Source organism: Paenarthrobacter sp. YJN-5 (assembly GCF_015040095.1).
Classification (GTDB): Bacteria; Actinomycetota; Actinomycetes; order Actinomycetales; family Micrococcaceae; genus Arthrobacter; species Arthrobacter ureafaciens.
Window position 1 is genome coordinate 4,109,208 of the sequence record NZ_CP053544.1, and the last position, 18,117, is coordinate 4,127,324.

Sequence of the window (18,117 nt, forward strand, 5' to 3'; positions counted from 1 at the left end):
ACGGCGCGTTAAAGCCTATCTGTCCCGGGAGCCCTTCTTCATTTCGCGCAGGGATTGTTTCGACCCGCTGTTAAGTTGAGGTGCCGCCTTGTTGCGGGGGCCTCAGCTGAGGCGACGCGAAGTCCTTTCAGGGAGTTTGCGGCGGAGCCTGATCATGCCCCACAGCGCGAGTACCGTGGCCAGGAGGCCCAAGGCCCAACCCAAAGCGGGCTGGGCCGTGACTTCCATATAAATGGTGACTGCCAGGAGAACCAGCGCCCAGAAGCCAAGCAGTCCGATGATGATGTCGAAGTCCTCCCCGGAGCGCACGCGCTTTGTGTGGGGATCGACCTTCCGGGCTGCGGCGGCTTGCTGGCGTCGGCTTGCTGAGCTGCTCACTTCACTGCACCTGCCGTCAGACCGGCGACGATCTTGCGTTGGAACACTAGCACCAGGATGACCAAAGGAATGGTGACGATGGTGCCGGCTGCCATGATCGCGGTGTACGGCTCCTGTTGTGGCTGGGAACCTGCGAAGTAGGCAATGGCCACCGTAACCGTCCTGGTGTCATCGTTGGACAGCTGGCTGGCGATCAGGAACTCGTTCCATGCGGAGATGAAAGCCAGGATTGCGGTGGTGAACGTGGCCGGGGCCGCGAGCGGCAGGATCACCTTGCGGAATGCCTGCCCTTGGGTGCAACCGTCGATCCGGGCCGCTTCTTCGAGCTCCCACGGCATTTCACGGAAGAACGAGGTCAGCGTGTAGACCGTCAGCGGAAGCACGAAGGAGATGTTCGGGATGATCAGCGCCTGGTAGGTGCCCATCCAGCCAATGTTCGTGAAGAGCTGGAACAGCGGGGTCACCAAAGCAACACCCGGGAACATCGAGGCACCCAGGATGAAGCCGAGCACCACGAACTTGAACCGGAAGTTCAGGCGTGCCAACGCATAGGCTGCGAAGACGCCGACGATCAAGGCGATCAGCGTGGTGACAGCACCAACAAAGAGGCTGTTGAGCAGGTTCTTGCCGAAGTGGTTGCCGAGGCTCTCGTCAAACACCGTAGCGAAGTTATCCCACGTGAAGTGCGTGAAGAACGGCGTTGTGTCAAAAGTGAACCCAACGTCGCGGAACGCCGTGACGATCATCCAATAGAAGGGTGCCAGGCACCAGATCAGGATGACGATTGCGCTGATGTAGGTGCGGAACGATCCCCAGTTGAACGGGCGCTTCGGCCGCTCTGCAGGAGCAGTGGAAGTCCTTGAAGCTGTGGCTGTGGCCATGTCACTTTGCCTTTCCGGACGAAGAAGCGGCATCGACCGCGTTTGCCCCCAGGAATCTGACGAAGATGAAGGCGACGATGAAGATGACTATGAACGTGATGGTCGATAGCGCCGCGGCCGAATTGAACCCTTGCCGGATTTGTTGCACTACCAGGATGGAGAGTGTGGTGGTGCCGTTGGCGCCTTGGGTCATGATGGCCGGGAGGTCGTACATGCGGAGGGCGTCCAGCACTCGGAAGAGGATCGCCACCATCAGTGCGGGCTTGACCAGCGGAAGCGTGATGAGGCGGAAACGCTGCCACGTGGACGCGCCATCCACCTTCGCTGCCTCGTAGACCTCGTCCGGGATCAGTTGCAGGCCGGCGAGGATCAACAGCGCCATGAAGGGAGTGGTCTTCCAAACATCCGAAATGACGATCGCCCACTTGGCAGGCCATTCCGAACCGGTCCACAGGATCTGGGTGCCGAAGAGTTTGTTGGCAATGCCCTCAAAAGCGAAGATGAAGAACCACAGCTTGGCCGTCACTGCCGTGGGGATGGCCCACGGAACCAGGACGGCTGCGCGGATGATGCTCCGGCCACGGAAAGCACGGGCCATGATGATGGCCATCCAGAAGCCGAGGACCGTTTCAAAAGCCACCGTAACTACGGTGAAGAAGAACGTGGTGCCCATGGCGTCCCAGAACTGCGAACCCAGGGTTCCCGGAGGACATGCCACCGCGCCGCCGCCGGGGGCGGTGCATTGCTGGGCCAGCCAGTGTACGTAGTTGTCGAAGCCGGCGGGGCCGCCTTCGGAGAAGAAACCCGTTGCCGGATCAAGTCCCGAGTCCTTCTGGAAGGACATGATGATGGCGTTGATAACCGGGTAGATGATGACGATTGCCAGCAGTACCAGCGAGGGTGCCAGCAGCGTGTACGCCCAGCGACCCTGGGTCACCTGCTTACGGTCGGCGCTTTCGCGCCCTGGCATCTTGTGGCCGGCATCCGCCGTCGACTGCTGTTTTTGCAATTCTGTTGACATGGCAAGACTCCTGTCAGGGAGAAGGCCGTAGCCGAGTCCGGCCGTCCGCCTGGAGGGCGAACGGCCGGACGTGGGCCCGGGTGGTTACTTGGCTCCGGCCGACTCGATTGCCGCCTGCATGTCGGAGATCGCCGAATCAACGGTCTTCTCACCCTTGAGTGCTGCGTAAGCATTGTCCTGGACAGCCTTGGTGACGGCCGGGTAGAACGGCGTTACGGGACGCGGCACGGCGTTCTCGATGGACGTCTTCAGCACCGGCAGGTAAGGCAGCGCGGTGACAAGTTCCTGATCGTCATACAGCTTGGTCAGCACCGGGGCCAGTGAACCCTGGGTGGCGTAGAACCGCTGGGTCTCTTCGCTGGTGATGAACTTGATGAAGTCAGTAACCGTTGCCTTGTTCTTGGAGTAGACGCTCATGGCAATGTTGTGGCCACCCAGCGAGGAAGCGCCAGGGCCGTCCTTGCCGGGAAGCGGAGCCATCTTGAAGGTGTCCTTCACCGTGGAGGAACCATCAGTCTTGGCCAGGTTGTAAACGTACGGCCAGTTGCGGTGGAAGAGGAGCTTGCCGGCCTCGAATGCCTGGCGTCCCTGTTCTTCCTGGAAGGTGATGGCCTCGGTGGGGATGTTGCCGTCCTTGTAAGCCTGTACCAGGTTGTTCAGGCCTGCCTTGGCCTCGGCGGAGTTAACTGCGGCCTTGCCGGAATCGTCTACGATCTTGCCGCCGGCAGAGTTGATGGCCTCCGCGGCGTTGACCGTAAGGCCCTCGTACTTCTGGAACTGACCGGCGTAGCAACCGATGTTGTTCTGCTTGGCGATGTCGCACATCTGCATCATCTCGTCCCACGTCTTGGGCGCATTTGGCACCAAGTCGCCGCGGTAGTAGAGGATGCCGCCGTCAGAGCTTTGCGGGGCTGCATAAAGCGTGCCATTGTAGGTGGCGCTCTTGACCGTCGACTCCAGCATGCCGTCGGTTGAGATAGCCGTCTTGTCCTTGAGCGGCTGCAGCCAACCCTTGGCAGCAAATTCGGCTACCCAGATCAGGTCGACGCTCATGACGTCGTAGTTCGCGTTCTTTGCCTGGAAGTTCTGGACGAGATCATCGTGCTGCTGGTCAGCCTGGTCCGACTGCTCCTTGAACGTTACTTTCTCGTCCGGGTGCTCGGCGTTCCACTTTTCGATCAGGGGCCGAACAACGTTGCTGTTGTCCTTGCCTTGTACGTAGGTGATCGGCCCACGGCCGTCGAGGTTGTTGGCTGCGTCGCCGCTTGCACCGCCGCCGCCGTTGGTGCTTCCGCCCCCGCCCCCGCCGCCACATGCAGTGAGGGACATAGCCAAGACTCCGGCGATCGCTGCCGGAAGAAGGTACTTCTTCGATTTCATGCTGGGAACTCCTCAGTGAGTGGACCAGGTGATTTCCGCGGTGCGGTTGATGTGGTGAGCCTCACACTAGCGAGGTGCCCGTATCGAATGCAAGCGCTTACACCTAAGTTAATCACACTGATACCAAGCAACCTGCCTATTTAGTTTTTTGGTATCTTCCCGGGCGTGATTTAGCACCCCGGACGGCCCTTGATCCAGGCATCGAAGCGGCCCCTCGATTTGATTGCCCATGGTTGCCTATGGAACAGTGGGAAGTGTGGATGAACTCGAAGCACTGCAAACCATCGGACGACTCATCAAGGAAGAGCGGTTGGCCCAAGGGATAAGCCAGGTGCAATTGGCCAAGCAGGCCGGTACTGCCATAAAGACCGTCAGGACGCTGGAGTCGGGCACCCGCCGGACCCAGGAGATCAATCAGCGCAAGCTGGAGAACGCCCTGGGGTGGCGTGCCGGGTCGGTTTCGGAGGTCCTCAAGGGCAAATCCACCTTCGCGCCGGACCAAATCACTCCCGACGACATGCGGACCACTGACGGTTCCCGGCAGGCATCCAGCCCACGGATGGCCGTTCCGGCAGCCTCGAACGCCCGGGCCTCGCACCTCTCCGACGAGGAACTCCTGGCTGAACTGACGTACCGGATGATGCAACGCAACAGGGGCTGACCCTGCAAGGGTGGCTCTCCGCGGAGGCTACAGCGACTTGCGGCGCACCATCTCGTTGATCCAAACGGGCGCAAAAGGCGACGTGCAGTTGGGCGGAGTCGGGTAGTCCTTCAGGACCTCCAGGCGTTCGCCGATCTCTAAGGCCCGGGCGCGATGCTCCGGGTGTTCGATGCCGATCTGGGCGAGGCACTGGTTCATGGCCCACTGCAACCGGTCCGGAGCACCTTTCATGCGTGCCTCGATGATGTCCAAGAGACCCTCCAAATCAAGGCCTTCAGGCTCCTTGACGACGCGCTCGGAGGTCAACGCCCACCCGGCACTTGCCACCACAGGATCGGGGTCATCGAACCAGGCGCTGCGGAGGTCCTCGGCGTGCGGGCTCTTCTTCACCACATAGTTCACGAGCCAGTCCTGCACCTTGGGAGTGCGGGATTCCCGCAGCATCCGGTCCAGTTCCCCGCGGTCAAAAGCCTTCGGCCGGCAGATCAACAATGCCAGCAACCGGGCCGCGGTCTCGCCGGTAGCCCATAGCTCCCGGGCAAGATCCTGTTGGGTCTTCAGCCGCTTTGCAACGGCCCGCAATTTGCTGAGATTGACCCCGTGGTCGTCGCCGTGTTTCTCATTGACTTCGCGTTGCCTCGGTTCTTCCAGCGCAGCCAACTCCGCCATGACGTCGGACAACACCGGGGAGTCGGGAACGGTTTTACCCGCTGTTCCAGCGGAACTCACAGCCATCGGAACCTCCTGTCTATCTAGCCGCCAAACTTAAGGGAATGCCCCGGTAACGCTTCACCCAGGCGACGTGGGTTAGGGCAACTCGGGGCAAGATTCAGCGCACGCGCTCAGCCTTGGTGAACTTAGCGCGTGCACCGGAAACCATGTGGACCAGGACAGGCGTCTTCTTGCCGATCACAAGGTCCAACGCCTCAACCATCTGCGAGATCTCCGCGGCCAGAAGGTGCGGAGCAACCCCTTGCCTCGGTTGAACCCGGATGCGCAGACCCGGCTGCCCCTTGTACTCGTAGGTGGCAACCGATGCCCCGGCAAGGTCCGGCCGGTCCGACAACGCGGCCCGGAGTGCCTGCTCAGCCACGCCACCGCCGATCCGGACTTCGCCTGCAACCTGGCTGTCGTCGTCGTCGCCGGCTACCAACAGGTTGGCCCGTCCCTTGCCCTGCTGCGCAAGCCAGGCGACCATCCCCACGATCACCACAACGAGCACCAAGCCCGCGACAATCCAGAGCCAGCTCTCCTCGCGGCCAGGGAAGCGCGTCCGCCGGAAGGCGTCCTCAGTTCCGGCCCACACGGATCCGGCCCAGCCGTGCCACCACTCGGCGACCGCGGGAACAGTGGCCAACAGCACCAGGAGCAGGCCGATAGCCAACAATTTCGCACCAATAATTAAAAGCAGGATGCGGTTCAGGGCCCGGGGTGTTCCGTTCATGCGCCGATCACCCCCGAGGTGCCCAGGTTGACCCGGACGGCAGGCATGGGCACGGGAGACATTTCTTCCAACTCAGCTTGGACAGCGGCAAGGACGGCTTCCTCGCTGACCCTGCTGCCCGACGTCGGACGCACATTAACCACCACCAGACGCTGCGAGACCACCACCATCACTTGTTCCTGGGTGACGTTCGCTGCCAGCCGCGCACGGCGTGCCAGTGCGGAGGCCAGCACCTCATCATCAACGACGACGGCGATTCTCGGGTCCCGTAACAGGTGCCTGGCGCGTCGGCCGGGAAGAACTGCGTGGAGGAAGAAGTACAGGCCCACCATGGCGACAACTGCCCCGCCAGCGCCCAGGAGGAGTGGAGAGATGCCGGCGGGAAGGGCGATGATGCGTTCGGCTGCCGTACCGGGATCGACGAGCCACGGCGGTTGACCCACTGCGCGAACGCCCGCTTCCAGCAACGCATAGACACACAGCAGAATCACCAGCACGGCTGCGATTCCCGACGCACCGGCCCTCGATGAGTGCGTTTCCCTGCGCAGGATCTGGCTCATTCTTGCGTCTTCACCGGCTACAGGCGGTGTTTCCGAAGGTTGGTTTGCCAGCGTGGGCGCTTCCGTTTCCTGATCCTGGGTCACTTGACCCGGCCCCCTTCCGTGACGTGGGCTCCGCTGATCCTGATGTCCACACGGCTCAGCTGCGAGCCGCTGAGCCGCATGACACTGTCCAGGATGCTCGCTTTGGCGGCGACTGCCCGGTCCCAGATGGAGCCGCCGAACCCTTGGACCCGCTGGGGTTGGCGAAGAACTTCGCTTAAGGCGGGAACGCTGATCGGTGCCACGATGGACAAAGCCAGCAGGCCGTCGTCGTCCGCCCAATCAGCGCGGATGTCCGACGCGGGGACGCCGAGTGCCTCGGCGGCCGCCGCCTGCGCCAACGATGTCAGAGCCTGGGTGCTGATCCGGTTGTGGCCGGCCAGGCTGGTGGTTGTTTCCACAGCCTCAGCCACGCTCATGAGGACGAGCGCCGGCCGGTGATGGCATCGAGGACGCTGCGGAGATCCAACTTGCCGTCAGCTGCGCGCCCCAGGAGGGCACCAATGCCCATGAACAGCAGCGAAATAACAAATCCCCAGAATCCGAACTGAAATGACATGAACGCTACGAAAGCGCCTATAGCGATACCCACAACTGTCATGCTCATTGGAGTACCTCCTTATCCACCGTGACCGCCTTGGCAGTGGTTGGTTTTTGTGGCGGGGCTATATAGACGTCCGTGATTTCAACGTTGACCTCTATGACCTGCAGGCCCACCAGTTCCTCGACCGCACGGTATACAGCCGCGCGTACCTGGTTGGCTACGCCGTGGAGCGGGTGCCCGTAGAGGGCCACCAGGTTGATGTCCACAGCCACTTGGGTTTCGCCCACTTCGGCGCGGACGCCGGCGGCGTGGTCCGAGCTGCCCACGGCATCACGGATGGCACCGAGCGCACGGGAGGGACCTGAGCCCAAGGAGTACACGCCCGGCACCGCGCGGGCGGCGATGCCGGCCACTTTGGCGACGGCGGCCTCGGAGATGATGGTGCGGCCCGTACCGGGGATGGCGCCTTCAGGCACGGGATTCATCTGGACGTTGTGATCGGGCACGTTGTGTTCCGGCACGCTTTGACCGGGCACGCTCTGGTCTGGCATGAGCACTCCCCTTCTCTTGGATACCACCCTAGCGCCTGTCCCCGACGCTTTGTGAGAGAAGTATGTGCGCGGCGTCGCTACTTGCAGTTCTTGTCCATCCAGTGCTCGATCGGCTTCAAAAGCTCCTCGAATTCCGGCTCCCCGAATTTGTTGAAATCACTACCTGCAGATTCTGTGTAGGCACGCAGCTTTTCAAATGCCGGCTTCAATTCCCCGGGCACCTTGTCCTCCAATTGGGACAATTCCTGCCGGGCCTTCTGCAAGTCCTCGGGATTTCCACCTGCGAGTGCCGCCAACGGCAGGAGCGTCACGCTGAGCATGGTGGCGCTGACTGCCAGGCATGCCTCGGACAACGACGAGAACTGGCCGTAGTTCCCGTCCACCCCGGGGCCCGTAGTACTGGCCTCCGCAGAGGGCACAGCAGAGGGCGCGGCAGAGGGCAGGTCAGCCGCCGGCGCCGGACTGGACGCGGCAGACTCCGCGGCCGCAGGAGTTCCCTGCGGAAGGGGCAGGGGGATGGCGCACGCCCCGAGCGCCATGGCCGCTGCCGCCAGAATCCCCGCCAGCGTGGACTTTCTTGAACGGCTCGTTCCGGCCATGATGCACCCCGTTTGGACTATTGCGATGACGAGCAGGCGAGGGCAAGACTACGCCCGACGCACCGCCCTGAACAGAGTCCGAGTTATCCACATATGGGAAATTTCGCCGTGATTCCATCAGGGGCTGCTGCCTAGACTGGCCGACACTACGCCAACCTGCTTCCGGGGGATTCTGCATGCCATACCGCCCAACCCATTCGTTCACCCCTGCCCGCCTTCGCGGCGCCGGCCTTGGCCTGGCCGCGGCACTGTTGCTGACGGGCTGCCAAGGCGGCACACCCTCCCCGCCAAGCACGACGACGGCGGAACCCACCTCCAGCGCTACGGCGGCCGGTGCGCCTGCGCCCGGAGCGTCTGAGTCCGGGTCAGCTGGCGCTCCTTCCGCAGGTGTTTACAAGCCAGCTGATGCGAAGGGCAAGGCCGAGAACGTACCCGTGCCCGTCATGCCTGAGCTGGCGAAGGAGAACTCGAGGGAGGGGCTGGAGGCGTTTATTAAGTACTGGTACGCGCAACTCTCGTACGTGGACGAAACAGGCGACATGTCCGGCTGGCTTCCGCTCTTCACACCTGACTGCAGGCTATGCATGCGGCTTAAGGAATCCGGCGAGGACGGATACGTTCGTAACCGCTGGCTCGTAGGTGGCAGGATCAGCATTCCCTCCGTCGAGGTCCAATGGCAAGAGTCGGGTGGGACCCAGTGGTCCAAGGTGCAGGTGATCCAAGAGTCGATTGACTACTACAACGCAGACGGAACCAAAGGCAGAGAGTCAGACGAAAAGAGCAATGACGCGTTTGTGCTGATTGCCAATCACGTCAACGGTGCATGGATCGCGGTGGACCTTGGCCTCCTTTCATAAATCGTCCTGCATGGCTATGCAGCAGATTGCTGCCATCGCCGCCTTTGCGGTCTGCTCCCTGCTGTTATCAGGTGCGCATGCAAAAGCAGATGACATCTGGGCTTCCAACAACAGTGGAAACGGTGGGGTGGAGGTAGCTGCCCATTTCACTATTGACCCTGAAACCGGCCAGTTGGCGTCGCAGTTGTCCAGCGGAAACGGAGCCGCTGCTGCATCCGAGGACCCAAACCAGTACATGGCCGATACCCACTGCCGCGCCGACGGGCCAGACACCGTGGACCCCGGATGCCTCACCCTCGCCTGCCCACCATCACCCAACGGCGCCACCGGCACACCCGTGATCTGGAAAGAAGCCCCCAAAGCCATCACCAACCCCGGCTGGACCGACTGGATCCCCGTCACCGGCCCCACCTGCCTCTACGGCCCCGAACCCCACAACATCCTCGACGACATCGCAGCCCGCATCCTCACCGACTTCCGCCAACTACCCCTCAACCCCGGAACCCTCACAACCCAGCCCTTCCCCAACACCCTCACCGGGGCACCCACCAACTTCTACGCCACCACCACACCCCAAACGTTCAACCTGACCATCCTCGGACAAAACGTCCACCTCACAGCCACCCCCACCACCTACACCTACACCTACGGCGACGGCCAAACCCTCGGCCCCACACCCGCCACCGGCCACCCCGTCCCCGACACCGAAATACTCACCACCACCACCCAAACCAGCCACACCTACACCACCACCGGCAACTACCCCACAACACTCACCACCACCTACACCGGCACCTACACCGTCAACAACGGCCCACCCCTACCCATCAACGGAACCCTCAACCTAACCACCACACCCCAAACCATCCACGTCTGGAAAACAGAAACAGCACTCGTCGCCGACACCTGCGAACAAAACCCCCACTCCTGGGGCTGCCCCGGCACCAACTAGAACCACCAACCCCGGACACCAGAAACAAAACAGCCGCACCGCCACCACCCACATCGACGGCAAACCCCACCCAACTCGACGGAAAAACACGCCCCCGGGCATCAAAGAAGGTCGCAACGGCACAGCCAGGAGACAAATGAGGTTGCACAATTCATAAGCATGCTTACAATGGGACACCGGGGCCGCATCGGCTCACCCATACTTCGTGAAGGAGCGCAGCCATGGCAACGGATTACGACGACCTTCGCCCGGAGGTCAAAGAAGCCCAGGAACAGTCGCTGGAAGCCTTGCAGACAGCAAGCGCCCCCACAGCAATGACTGCCGTCCTTGAGGTGGAAGAAAGCGATGAGCCGGACTCAAGCACACCAGCAGGTGAGTTTATCGCCGAGGAGCTGGTAGTCGCCGTCGTTCCGCCTCAGGAGGACGAATTCACGTGTTCCTCCTGCTTCCTGGTTCACCACCGGTCGCAGATCGCACGCGAAAAGGGCGGACAGTATTACTGCACGGAATGTGAAGGCTAACCACCGGACTTCACATCACCGCAGAATGGGCAGGCTTATGGGCCTGGGAACAGGGACCTCCTGCCCCAGGCCCGCGAAGGTGGCCCGGGCCAAGGCAACATCGTTGACGCATACTCCGTCCACACCCAGACTGACTGCGTTGGCAATCTGCTCCTCCGTGACCAAAGTCCACGGGTACACCTTCAGCCCCGCAGCGTGCGCCCGAGCCACGAGCTTTTCGTCCAGGAGGTTGACCTCGGGGGCCACCGCCTCTGCTCCAGCGGCAAGCGCAGCTTCGATCAGCGCGCAGGTGTCCGACGGGTACAGGCCCGGGTCCGGACCCACAGCCTCGCGGCACAGCGCCACCCTGGGAACACTGGGAATCTCCTCCCCCATGGCCTTGATGACGAGGGGATCGAAGCTGCGCACACGAAGCGCCTGCCCGGACTCGTGGACCCTCAGGATGCTGGCCAGCCACCACACGATCGAATGGCTGTATTCCCGCCCCTTCGCTCGATCGGTTTTGACCTCTATGTCCAGGACAACGTCGTCCGCGCCTGCGAAACGCATCAGGGCCAAGAGCTCTTCCAACGTGGGAGTCCTTGCCTCAATGCCGATGCGATGCACGGCATCGGGCAGCACTTCCACGACAGCCTCCCGAAGCCGGCCATCACGAATATCGCGTCCATTGACGACGGCGTCGTGACGGAGTGCCAGTTGGCGATCAGATGTAAGCCAGATGTCCACTTCGATGGCGTCGACGCCAAGCGTCAGCGCCTCGACGAAGCTGGCCAAGGTGTTCCCGTGTTGCGTTGCAAGGACACCCCTGTGGCCCTGGATTTCTATCATGAAGTGATTCCTTGTGTGGGTTGAAGGTTGCAGCTACTCGGCGTCATCGACGATGGACACCTCGGTGACCGCTGCGAGTTGCGAAAGTCTGCTGACGACATTCGACGCGGCCATGGCGCCTTCGATCTCCAGTTCGATCTCAATGGACCCGGTGGTCGAGGCGTCCTCATGCTTCATTAGTCTTTCCACCACGCGTTTCGTTTCGTCGGAGGCCCTGATAGTCGCAAAACCCTGGACGCGGAACCCTTCCTCCGTGCACGTGGTGAGGACGTCCCGCAAAGCCCCAACGCCGTCGTCGTAAGTCACTCGGAGGACCCACTGCTGCGGGAGTCCGGAGCGCAACTTGGCCGATAGAACCGGGTAGGCATAAACGATGAGGAAATGGGCGGCCGTTACGAAGACCGCGGGAAGCGCCAATCCGGCGCCGGCCGACGTCCCCACGGCGGCAGTAATCCAAATCGAGGCCGCGGTGGTGAGACCTCGTACTTGGTTCCTCCGGACGAACACGAGCCCGGCCCCGATGAAACCGATGCCCGAAACGACCTGGGCCGCCAACCTCGACGGATCCAGCCTGACAAGGTCAGCCATCAAGACATCGCTAAAACCATATTTGCTGACCACCATGAAGAGGGCAGCACCCAGGCCGACCATTGCGTGGGTCCGCATTCCGGCCGATTTATTTTTGCTTTGGCGTTCAAACCCGATGGCCGTGGATAGAACCAACGCCACCGCGAGCGCCACACACATCTGCCACCATTGCGTATCCCCATCAAAGATCAAGCCGTTGCTCCAGTTCCAGTTCTGCGCTTGGGACTCCCCAACAGCCCATGGTCAGCTCGGGATCCCTGGGGCGGGGACACCGAAGACCATGAACAAAGTCCTCAAGCTTTCCGGCATGGCCGGTCCATTCTGAGCGGAGGTCTGGAACTCTCGCTCGGGCTGCCCGATCGGGCAGTGCAGGATATTTGTAAGGACGTTAGCACAAGTCGCGCAAGCGGCACTTCAGGGCTATTGCATTGGGACAGTCTTGCCGGTAGGTTTGCAGCAGAAGTAAGGCAGATTGTCAGGTCAACCGCCCAAAGACCCGATCAGCCACGATGAGCGTTGCCCCCAGACAACATGACTAAGAAGTCAGAGGTCTGTGGTGAGCGCTGTAGGCACCAATCGTCCGGAGACTGCCCGGGAGCCAATCAACCCCGGCATGCGAAGCCCGTCCGGTGGACGGGGAGAACCGCCCGGCCTCAAGCGGAACAGCCGGTGGAACAGACGCACACGCCGGGACGCATGGTTCTTCATCCTGTTCGCCGCACCCAACGTAGCCCTGATCCTCCTCTTCACGTACAGACCCCTGCTCACGAATTTCTATTACTCCACCCTGGACTGGACGCTGGGAGCAGCAACCGCCACAAACGTGGGGTTTGCGAACTACGTCGAGTTCTTCTCATCGGCTGATGCCGCAAACGTCCTGGGAACCACGGCAGTATTCACCGCCTCGACGGTAGGTGGCGCCATGGCGCTCGGCCTGGTGGTGGTGCTCGTCTTGAATTAAAAGCTGAAGGGCAGGACCTTCGCCCGGGCAGTTGTCTTTGCCCCCTATGTCCTTTCGGGCGTCGGGGTCGGATTGGTTTGGCTCTTCATTTTCGATCCGACCTACGGAGCATTGTCCTGGCTCCTCCGCTCCGTGGGGCAGTCGAGTCCTCAGTGGGTCAACGACCCCAAGCTGGCGCTGACGATGGTCATCATCGTTTACGTCTGGAAAAACCTGGGCTACTGCGCCGTCGTTTACCTGGCCGGGTTGCAGTCCATCCCGCCCCAGCTGATGGAAGCGGCCGCCCTGGATGGGGCCTCGAGCCTGCGCCGGTTCTGGACGATCGTGGTGCCCCTGCTTTCTCCCACTACGTTCTTCCTGCTGATTACATCCCTGCTGAGCTCGCTTCAGGCGTTCGACATCATCCGGATCATGACGCCATCGGGCAATGGCACCAGCACGCTCATCTTCGATTCCTATCTCCAAGCCTTCGGGTCATATAACCGGGCAGGCTACTCTGCGGCCATTTCAGTGCTCCTGTTCGCAGGTCTGCTGGTCATGACGGCCGTGCAACTCCGGTTCGTGGAACGAAAGGTTCACTACTCATGAGCACTACTCCCGTTCAGCCCCTTCCAGCCGATGCAAAGCCTTTGTCCTGGCGGAACCTTGGCCGGACGATTGCCACTGGTTACGTACCACTCGCCCTCGCCACCCTTGTGGTATTCGTTCCTCTCCTGTGGATGATGCTTTCGTCGTTGAAGGCACCGGGAGAAATTGTCACCACCGAACTGGCTCTCCTCCCGAAGGAGCCAAGCTTCCAGAACTATGCGGAGGCCACGTCCACCGTTCCCTTTCCGAGGTTCTTCCTCAACAGCGTGATCGTGACGGCAATCGGCTCAACGGTGAAGTGTGTACTGGCCATCTTCACCGCCTACGCGCTGGTGTTCATCCGCTTCCCCTTCAAGAGGGTGATCTTCCTCCTGATCCTCGTCGCCCTCATGGTTCCGCCGCAGGTGGCCGTGCTACCCAACTACGTCCTGATCGCCGGCATGGGCGGACTGAATACTTACTGGGGAATCATTGTTCCCTCCCTGGGCACAGCCTTTGGCACATTCCTGCTGCGCCAGCACTTCCTTACACTCCCACCGGCCATTCTGGAGTCTGCGGAAATCGACGGGGCCGGGCATTGGCGCAAGCTCTGGAAGATCGTGGTTCCAGTCTCGATGCCCAGCATCGCCACGGTCGCGCTGGTCACGATCGTGGCCGAGTGGAATGAGTACATCTGGCCGCTGATCGTCACTGACCACCCGGACATGATGACACTGCCAGTGGGACTGACGCAGCTCGTCAACAGCGAAGGAAGCACCCAGAACTGGGGCATGCTCATGGCCGGCTCGGTCAACCAAAATCATGAACGAGAAGGCCGACGTGAAAACCACCATGTCGGAACTCAAAACATCTTTGGAATCGATCTACAACAAGGACGTGAAACCGAAGCTGAAGTCCTGACGACGGCGACGTCGGCACCCGGCCGGGTGCCGACGTCGTAATCTCTGCACCGCAGAAACCAGACCGTAGAATGCCTGCATGAGTAGCATGCAACAGATCGACCATGGCCAATCCCTGACGGTTCAGGTCACCAACATGCTGCGTGCAGCCATCACTTCCGGCGAGATGGGCCCGGAAGAACACTTCTCGGCAATCGGATTGGCGGAGAAGCTCGGAGTCTCCCGAACGCCGGTCCGGGAAGCGCTTCAATTGCTCGAAAAAGAGGGAATCGTCCGCATAGAGAAGAACCGCGGTGCGCGGGTGCTTCAGATGTCCTTGGATGAGATCGTGCAGATCTTCCAAATCCGCATCATCCTCGAGCCGCCTGCGGCAGCCCGCGCGGCGGAGGTGGCCACTGACGAAGATTTGGCCAACTTCCGAACCCTGCACGGCCGTATCCTTGACGCTGCCGCCCGCGAGGACGGGCCGGGAACTTTGCAGGCTGACAAGGACTTTCACCTGTTCCTGATGGAACTCGCGGGCAACCCCCGCCTGTTGGCCTTGGACGGCGAACTACGCAATATGGTGCTGGCCCATGGGCTGGTCACTATCCCGTCGGCCCGAAGCAGCCAGGACCTGGCCAACGACCGCAAGGACATCCTGGCCGCGTTGGAGCGCAGGGATCCCCGGGCAGCAGCCGGAGCCGTACGGGACCACGTCACCCGGACCGCTCACTTGCTGATCAGCGGGGTCTGTGCCCGGACACCTGGCCTGTCAGCGGACGAGTACCTCTCCCAGCTCGAGCAGCTCACCAGATTCTCCCGCTGACTCCACGGGTATTTACAGCCTCCGGGAAGTGTCCTACAGTTGCAGGCAACCTCAGTAGCATGCAACATACAACAAAAGGATGCAAAGTGGCATCCCCCAGCTCCTCCGAGTCCCCCCTGAGCCAACCGCTGGCCGGAATCCGGATCGCCGATTTCTCCCGCGTTTTGGCAGGTCCCCTGTGCACCATGATGCTGGCAGACTTTGGCGCCGAGGTCATCAAGATCGAAAGCCCAGCCGGTGACGACACCCGGGCATGGGTACCGCCCGTGGACCACCACGGACGGGGAACGTACTTTGCCAGTGTCAACCGGAACAAGCGATCGGTGGTCGTGGATCTTAATACGGACGCCGGCTTGGCTGACGCCCGCGAACTGACTGCGGAATGCGACGTAGTGGTGGAGAACTTCCGGCCGGGCGTCATGGCCAAGTTTGGGCTGGACTACCAGACCTTGTCCGCCGGGCGGCCCGAACTGGTGTACTGCTCCATCTCCGGGTTTGGAACGGGCGCCGGATCCGCACTCCCCGGGTACGACCTCCTCGTCCAAGCGCTCGGCGGCCTGATGAGCATCACCGGGTCGCCCGAGACGGAACCGACCAAAGCCGGCGTCGCACTGGTTGACGTACTCACCGGCCAAAACGCCTTGGCGGGCATCCTCATGGCACTGCGCGTTCGTGACACCACCGGCCACGGTCAGGAAGTCCACGTCAATCTGCTCTCATCGCTTCTTGCCGCTTTGGTCAACCAGGGAACAGCAACGCTTGCTACTGGGCACTCCCCGGCCCGCATGGGCAACGCACACCCAAGCATCGCCCCCTATGAAACTTTCCGGACCAGAGACGGCCTGCTTGCCATCGCGGTCGGCAACAACAGGCAGTTCGGTGCGTTGACTGAAGCCCTTGGGTTGAACATCCTGACCGAGGACCCCCGCTTCCGCACCAATGAACTTCGGGTGGCATCACGCGTCCCCTTAAAGAGGATCCTCGAACAGGCACTGGAAACTGATTCCGCCGCCCATTGGGAGGCCAAACTTCTTGAAGCCGGGGTACCGGCCGGCAAAGTCAATGACATCGGCGAAGCTTTGGCGCTCGGCCACTCCCTGGGCCTTGGACCTTCCGTTCACTTCACGGACCCCATCACCGGCCGCTCATCAGTCCAACTGGCCAATCCCATCCGCTTGTCCGCTTCCCCCGCCACGTACCGGCAGGCACCGCCCACCCTTGGTGAACACCAAGGCAGCACCTTCGCTTCCATTTCCCCGAACACGAGAGGTTCCGCATGAACAGCATCAGCGATCTGATTGACTTCGATTCCCTGCTCACCCCGGAAGAACGGAAGCTGCGGGACAGAGTGCGCGCCTTCGTGGACGCGGACATCAGGCCGAACATTGCGCAATGGTACGAATCGGCCACTTTCCCGCTGGAGATAGTTCCGGAGCTGGGTCGGCTGGGTCTGTTGGGAATGCATTTGCAGGGCTACGGCTGCGCCGGGGGCTCCGCGGTCGATTACGGATTGGCAGGCGCCGAACTCGAGGCCGGCGACTCCGGCCTACGGACCTTCGTCTCAGTGCAGGGCTCGCTGGCCATGAGTGCCATCTACAAGCACGGTTCCGAAGAGCAGAAGCAGGAGTGGCTGCCTGCCATGGCCAAGGGCGAAGCGATCGGCTGCTTCGGACTGACCGAGCCCACCGCCGGTTCCGACCCCAGCGGCATGAAGACCTTTGCGCGTCGCGACGGAAACGACTGGGTCCTTAACGGCTCCAAGCGCTGGATCGGTCTGGCATCGGTAGCCCAGGTTGCTGTTATCTGGGCCCAGACCGAAGAAGGCATCAGGGGGTTCGTGGTTCCCACGTCCACCCCGGGCTTTACCGCGACGCCGATCGAGCCGAAGCTGTCCATGCGCGCGTCCATCCAATGCGACATCGATCTGGTGGACGTGCGCCTGCCCGAGTCCGCGGTGCTGCCGAACGTGGTGGGCTTGAGGGGTCCTTTCAGCTGCCTCAACGAAGCACGCTACGGGATCATTTGGGGTGCCATGGGCGCAGCCCGTGATTCTTTCGAGGCCGCCCTGGCCTATTCACAGGAGCGCTTGCAGTTCGACAAGCCCCTGGCGGGCTACCAGCTCACGCAGCAGAAGCTGGTGGACATGGCGCTGGAAATCAACAAGGGCTTCCTGCTCGCGCTGCACCTTGGCCGGAAGAAGGACGCCGGAACCCTGCAGATCGACCAGATCTCCGTGGGCAAGCTCAACAATTGCCGCGAAGCCATCAAGATCGCCCGCGAGGCCCGAACCATCCTGGGCGGCAACGGCATCACTCTGGACTACTCACCGCTCCGGCACGCGAACAACCTGGAGTCGGTCCGCACCTACGAGGGCACCGACGAAGTCCATACGCTCATTCTCGGCAACAAGCTGACCGGCATTCCCGCCTTCCGCTGACAGGCTGCGGGTTGCCGGCGGACAACTGACAGGGAAATGCTCGACGGCGGCGCCCGGCCACCGGAACAAAGGGCCGGGGCCGCCGCTGCCATAGACCATAAGACATAGGGCCAATACGGCAAAGAAATTCCCCAACGCAAAAACCCCGCTATTTCCAAAGTCCTGACGACTGGAAATGCGGGGTTTAGCTGGTGGCTCCGACCGGCGTCGATCCGGTGACCTTTCGATTTTCAGTCGAACGCTCTACCAACTGAGCTACAGAGCCTAGGTGACATGTCACCTTGAGAACCGGAATTGCTTCCGGCGCTCAGAGCGACCCTGACGGGACTTGAACCCGCGACCTCCGCCGTGACAGGGCGGCGCGCTAACCAACTGCGCTACAGGGCCTTGCTTTGCAGTATCTCTACCGCGTTTTTTTCAAGGCTTCCAGCTTACCAGACTTTTTCAGTCCGATTTACCACTTGCCTTGCGTACCCCCAACGGGATTCGAACCCGTGCCGCCGCCGTGAAAGGGCGGTGTCCTAGGCCGCTAGACGATGGGGGCCTGAACTCAATTCGAACTCACAGCAGAAGACAACGCTTTATGCGTTCTTTTCCGCTCTCGCTCGTCCGAACTG

Annotated in this window: 21 protein-coding genes, 3 tRNA genes and 1 pseudogene; 9 read left to right on the forward strand and 16 right to left on the reverse strand. The window is 61.5% G+C overall.

Features of this window, described 5'->3' with window-relative positions; all coding sequences use genetic code 11:
• Positions 1–102: 102 nt before the first annotated feature.
• From HMI59_RS18975 to HMI59_RS18990, 4 genes are all read right to left on the reverse strand, one after another.
• On the reverse strand, positions 103–378 hold the full coding sequence (locus HMI59_RS18975; protein ID WP_205680089.1) for a hypothetical protein: 276 nt from the start codon (positions 376–378) through the stop codon (positions 103–105).
• Positions 375–1,259, reverse strand: a complete 885-nt coding sequence (locus HMI59_RS18980; RefSeq protein WP_021471106.1) for a carbohydrate ABC transporter permease — start codon at positions 1,257–1,259, stop codon at positions 375–377. Before HMI59_RS18980 ends, HMI59_RS18975 begins: the two co-directional genes overlap by 4 nt.
• Before the next feature lies 1 nt (position 1,260).
• Positions 1,261–2,280, reverse strand: a complete 1,020-nt coding sequence (locus HMI59_RS18985; protein ID WP_370583529.1) for a carbohydrate ABC transporter permease — start codon at positions 2,278–2,280, stop codon at positions 1,261–1,263.
• A gap of 84 nt (positions 2,281–2,364) precedes the next feature.
• The gene (locus HMI59_RS18990) at positions 2,365–3,660 is read right to left on the reverse strand and encodes an ABC transporter substrate-binding protein (protein ID WP_166187817.1); all 1,296 of its coding nucleotides are present in this window, start codon (positions 3,658–3,660) and stop codon (positions 2,365–2,367) included.
• Between the two features lie 256 nt (positions 3,661–3,916).
• On the opposite strand from HMI59_RS18990, the gene HMI59_RS18995 reads away from it, so the two are divergent.
• Positions 3,917–4,321 carry a helix-turn-helix transcriptional regulator gene (locus HMI59_RS18995; protein ID WP_031216108.1) on the forward strand — a complete coding sequence of 135 codons (405 nt, stop codon included), beginning with the start codon at positions 3,917–3,919 and terminating at the stop codon, positions 4,319–4,321.
• 27 nt (positions 4,322–4,348) lie between these two features.
• On the opposite strand, the gene HMI59_RS19000 is transcribed toward HMI59_RS18995, so the two are convergent.
• The 7 genes from HMI59_RS19000 to HMI59_RS19030 form a co-directional block, all read right to left on the reverse strand.
• On the reverse strand, positions 4,349–5,056 hold the full coding sequence (locus HMI59_RS19000; RefSeq protein WP_193592201.1) for a DNA alkylation repair protein: 708 nt from the start codon (positions 5,054–5,056) through the stop codon (positions 4,349–4,351).
• Between the two features lie 94 nt (positions 5,057–5,150).
• On the reverse strand, positions 5,151–5,765 hold the full coding sequence (locus HMI59_RS19005) for a hypothetical protein (protein WP_166187813.1): 615 nt from the start codon (positions 5,763–5,765) through the stop codon (positions 5,151–5,153).
• Entirely contained in the window at positions 5,762–6,409 is a 648-nt protein-coding gene (locus HMI59_RS19010) for a DUF6286 domain-containing protein (RefSeq protein ID WP_193592202.1), read from the reverse strand. The genes HMI59_RS19005 and HMI59_RS19010 overlap by 4 nt, the downstream gene beginning before the upstream one ends.
• Positions 6,406–6,786, reverse strand: coding sequence for a hypothetical protein (locus tag HMI59_RS19015; protein ID WP_062094833.1), 381 nt, complete (start codon positions 6,784–6,786; stop codon positions 6,406–6,408). Before HMI59_RS19015 ends, HMI59_RS19010 begins: the two co-directional genes overlap by 4 nt.
• Positions 6,783–6,974: a DUF2273 domain-containing protein gene (locus HMI59_RS19020; RefSeq protein ID WP_021471114.1), complete on the reverse strand. Its 192-nt coding sequence runs from the start codon at positions 6,972–6,974 to the stop codon at positions 6,783–6,785. Before HMI59_RS19020 ends, HMI59_RS19015 begins: the two co-directional genes overlap by 4 nt.
• A complete protein-coding gene (locus HMI59_RS19025) occupies positions 6,971–7,396 on the reverse strand; it encodes an Asp23/Gls24 family envelope stress response protein (RefSeq protein WP_052474348.1) in 426 nt (141 codons plus the stop codon). Before HMI59_RS19025 ends, HMI59_RS19020 begins: the two co-directional genes overlap by 4 nt.
• Before the next feature lie 143 nt (positions 7,397–7,539).
• Positions 7,540–8,061, reverse strand: a complete 522-nt coding sequence (locus HMI59_RS19030; protein ID WP_193592203.1) for a hypothetical protein — start codon at positions 8,059–8,061, stop codon at positions 7,540–7,542.
• A 176-nt stretch (positions 8,062–8,237) separates the two neighbouring features.
• Here HMI59_RS19030 and HMI59_RS25775 point away from each other — a divergent pair, with 176 nt between their 5' ends.
• The 3 genes from HMI59_RS25775 to HMI59_RS19045 all read left to right on the forward strand — a co-directional run bounded on the left by HMI59_RS25775 (position 8,238) and on the right by HMI59_RS19045 (position 10,391).
• Entirely contained in the window at positions 8,238–8,918 is a 681-nt protein-coding gene (locus tag HMI59_RS25775; RefSeq protein ID WP_227471450.1) for a DUF6318 family protein, read from the forward strand.
• A gap of 10 nt (positions 8,919–8,928) precedes the next feature.
• A complete protein-coding gene (locus HMI59_RS19040) occupies positions 8,929–9,870 on the forward strand; it encodes a hypothetical protein (protein WP_227471451.1) in 942 nt (313 codons plus the stop codon).
• Between the two features lie 221 nt (positions 9,871–10,091).
• On the forward strand, positions 10,092–10,391 hold the full coding sequence (locus tag HMI59_RS19045; protein ID WP_021471120.1) for a DUF4193 domain-containing protein: 300 nt from the start codon (positions 10,092–10,094) through the stop codon (positions 10,389–10,391).
• A gap of 15 nt (positions 10,392–10,406) precedes the next feature.
• On the opposite strand, the gene HMI59_RS19050 is transcribed toward HMI59_RS19045, so the two are convergent.
• Entirely contained in the window at positions 10,407–11,219 is an 813-nt protein-coding gene (locus tag HMI59_RS19050) for a glycerophosphodiester phosphodiesterase family protein (RefSeq protein WP_166186910.1), read from the reverse strand.
• 33 nt (positions 11,220–11,252) lie between these two features.
• Complete coding sequence (locus tag HMI59_RS19055; RefSeq protein ID WP_166186915.1) at positions 11,253–11,966, reverse strand: MgtC/SapB family protein; 714 nt, start codon at positions 11,964–11,966, stop codon at positions 11,253–11,255.
• Between the two features lie 454 nt (positions 11,967–12,420).
• On the opposite strand from HMI59_RS19055, the pseudogene HMI59_RS19060 reads away from it, so the two are divergent.
• From HMI59_RS19060 to HMI59_RS19080, 5 genes and pseudogenes are all read left to right on the forward strand, one after another.
• A pseudogene (locus tag HMI59_RS19060) lies at positions 12,421–13,356 on the forward strand (carbohydrate ABC transporter permease).
• Complete coding sequence (locus HMI59_RS19065) at positions 13,353–14,297, forward strand: carbohydrate ABC transporter permease (protein WP_193592204.1); 945 nt, start codon at positions 13,353–13,355, stop codon at positions 14,295–14,297. Before HMI59_RS19060 ends, HMI59_RS19065 begins: the two are co-directional and overlap by 4 nt.
• 37 nt (positions 14,298–14,334) lie before the next feature.
• Positions 14,335–15,063 (forward strand): GntR family transcriptional regulator, encoded by a 729-nt coding sequence (locus HMI59_RS19070; protein WP_193592205.1) that lies wholly within the window; start codon positions 14,335–14,337, stop codon positions 15,061–15,063.
• An 86-nt stretch (positions 15,064–15,149) separates the two neighbouring features.
• On the forward strand, positions 15,150–16,343 hold the full coding sequence (locus HMI59_RS19075; RefSeq protein WP_227471452.1) for a CaiB/BaiF CoA-transferase family protein: 1,194 nt from the start codon (positions 15,150–15,152) through the stop codon (positions 16,341–16,343).
• Positions 16,340–17,500, forward strand: coding sequence for an acyl-CoA dehydrogenase family protein (locus HMI59_RS19080; RefSeq protein ID WP_193592207.1), 1,161 nt, complete (start codon positions 16,340–16,342; stop codon positions 17,498–17,500). Before HMI59_RS19075 ends, HMI59_RS19080 begins: the two co-directional genes overlap by 4 nt.
• A gap of 189 nt (positions 17,501–17,689) precedes the next feature.
• Here the strand turns inward: HMI59_RS19080 and HMI59_RS19085 are convergent.
• The 3 genes from HMI59_RS19085 to HMI59_RS19095 all read right to left on the reverse strand — a co-directional run bounded on the left by HMI59_RS19085 (position 17,690) and on the right by HMI59_RS19095 (position 18,044).
• Positions 17,690–17,765 (reverse strand) — tRNA-Phe (locus HMI59_RS19085).
• Between the two features lie 48 nt (positions 17,766–17,813).
• A tRNA-Asp gene (locus tag HMI59_RS19090) sits at positions 17,814–17,887 on the reverse strand.
• 84 nt (positions 17,888–17,971) lie between these two features.
• Positions 17,972–18,044 (reverse strand) — tRNA-Glu (locus HMI59_RS19095).
• Positions 18,045–18,117 lie beyond the last annotated feature (73 nt).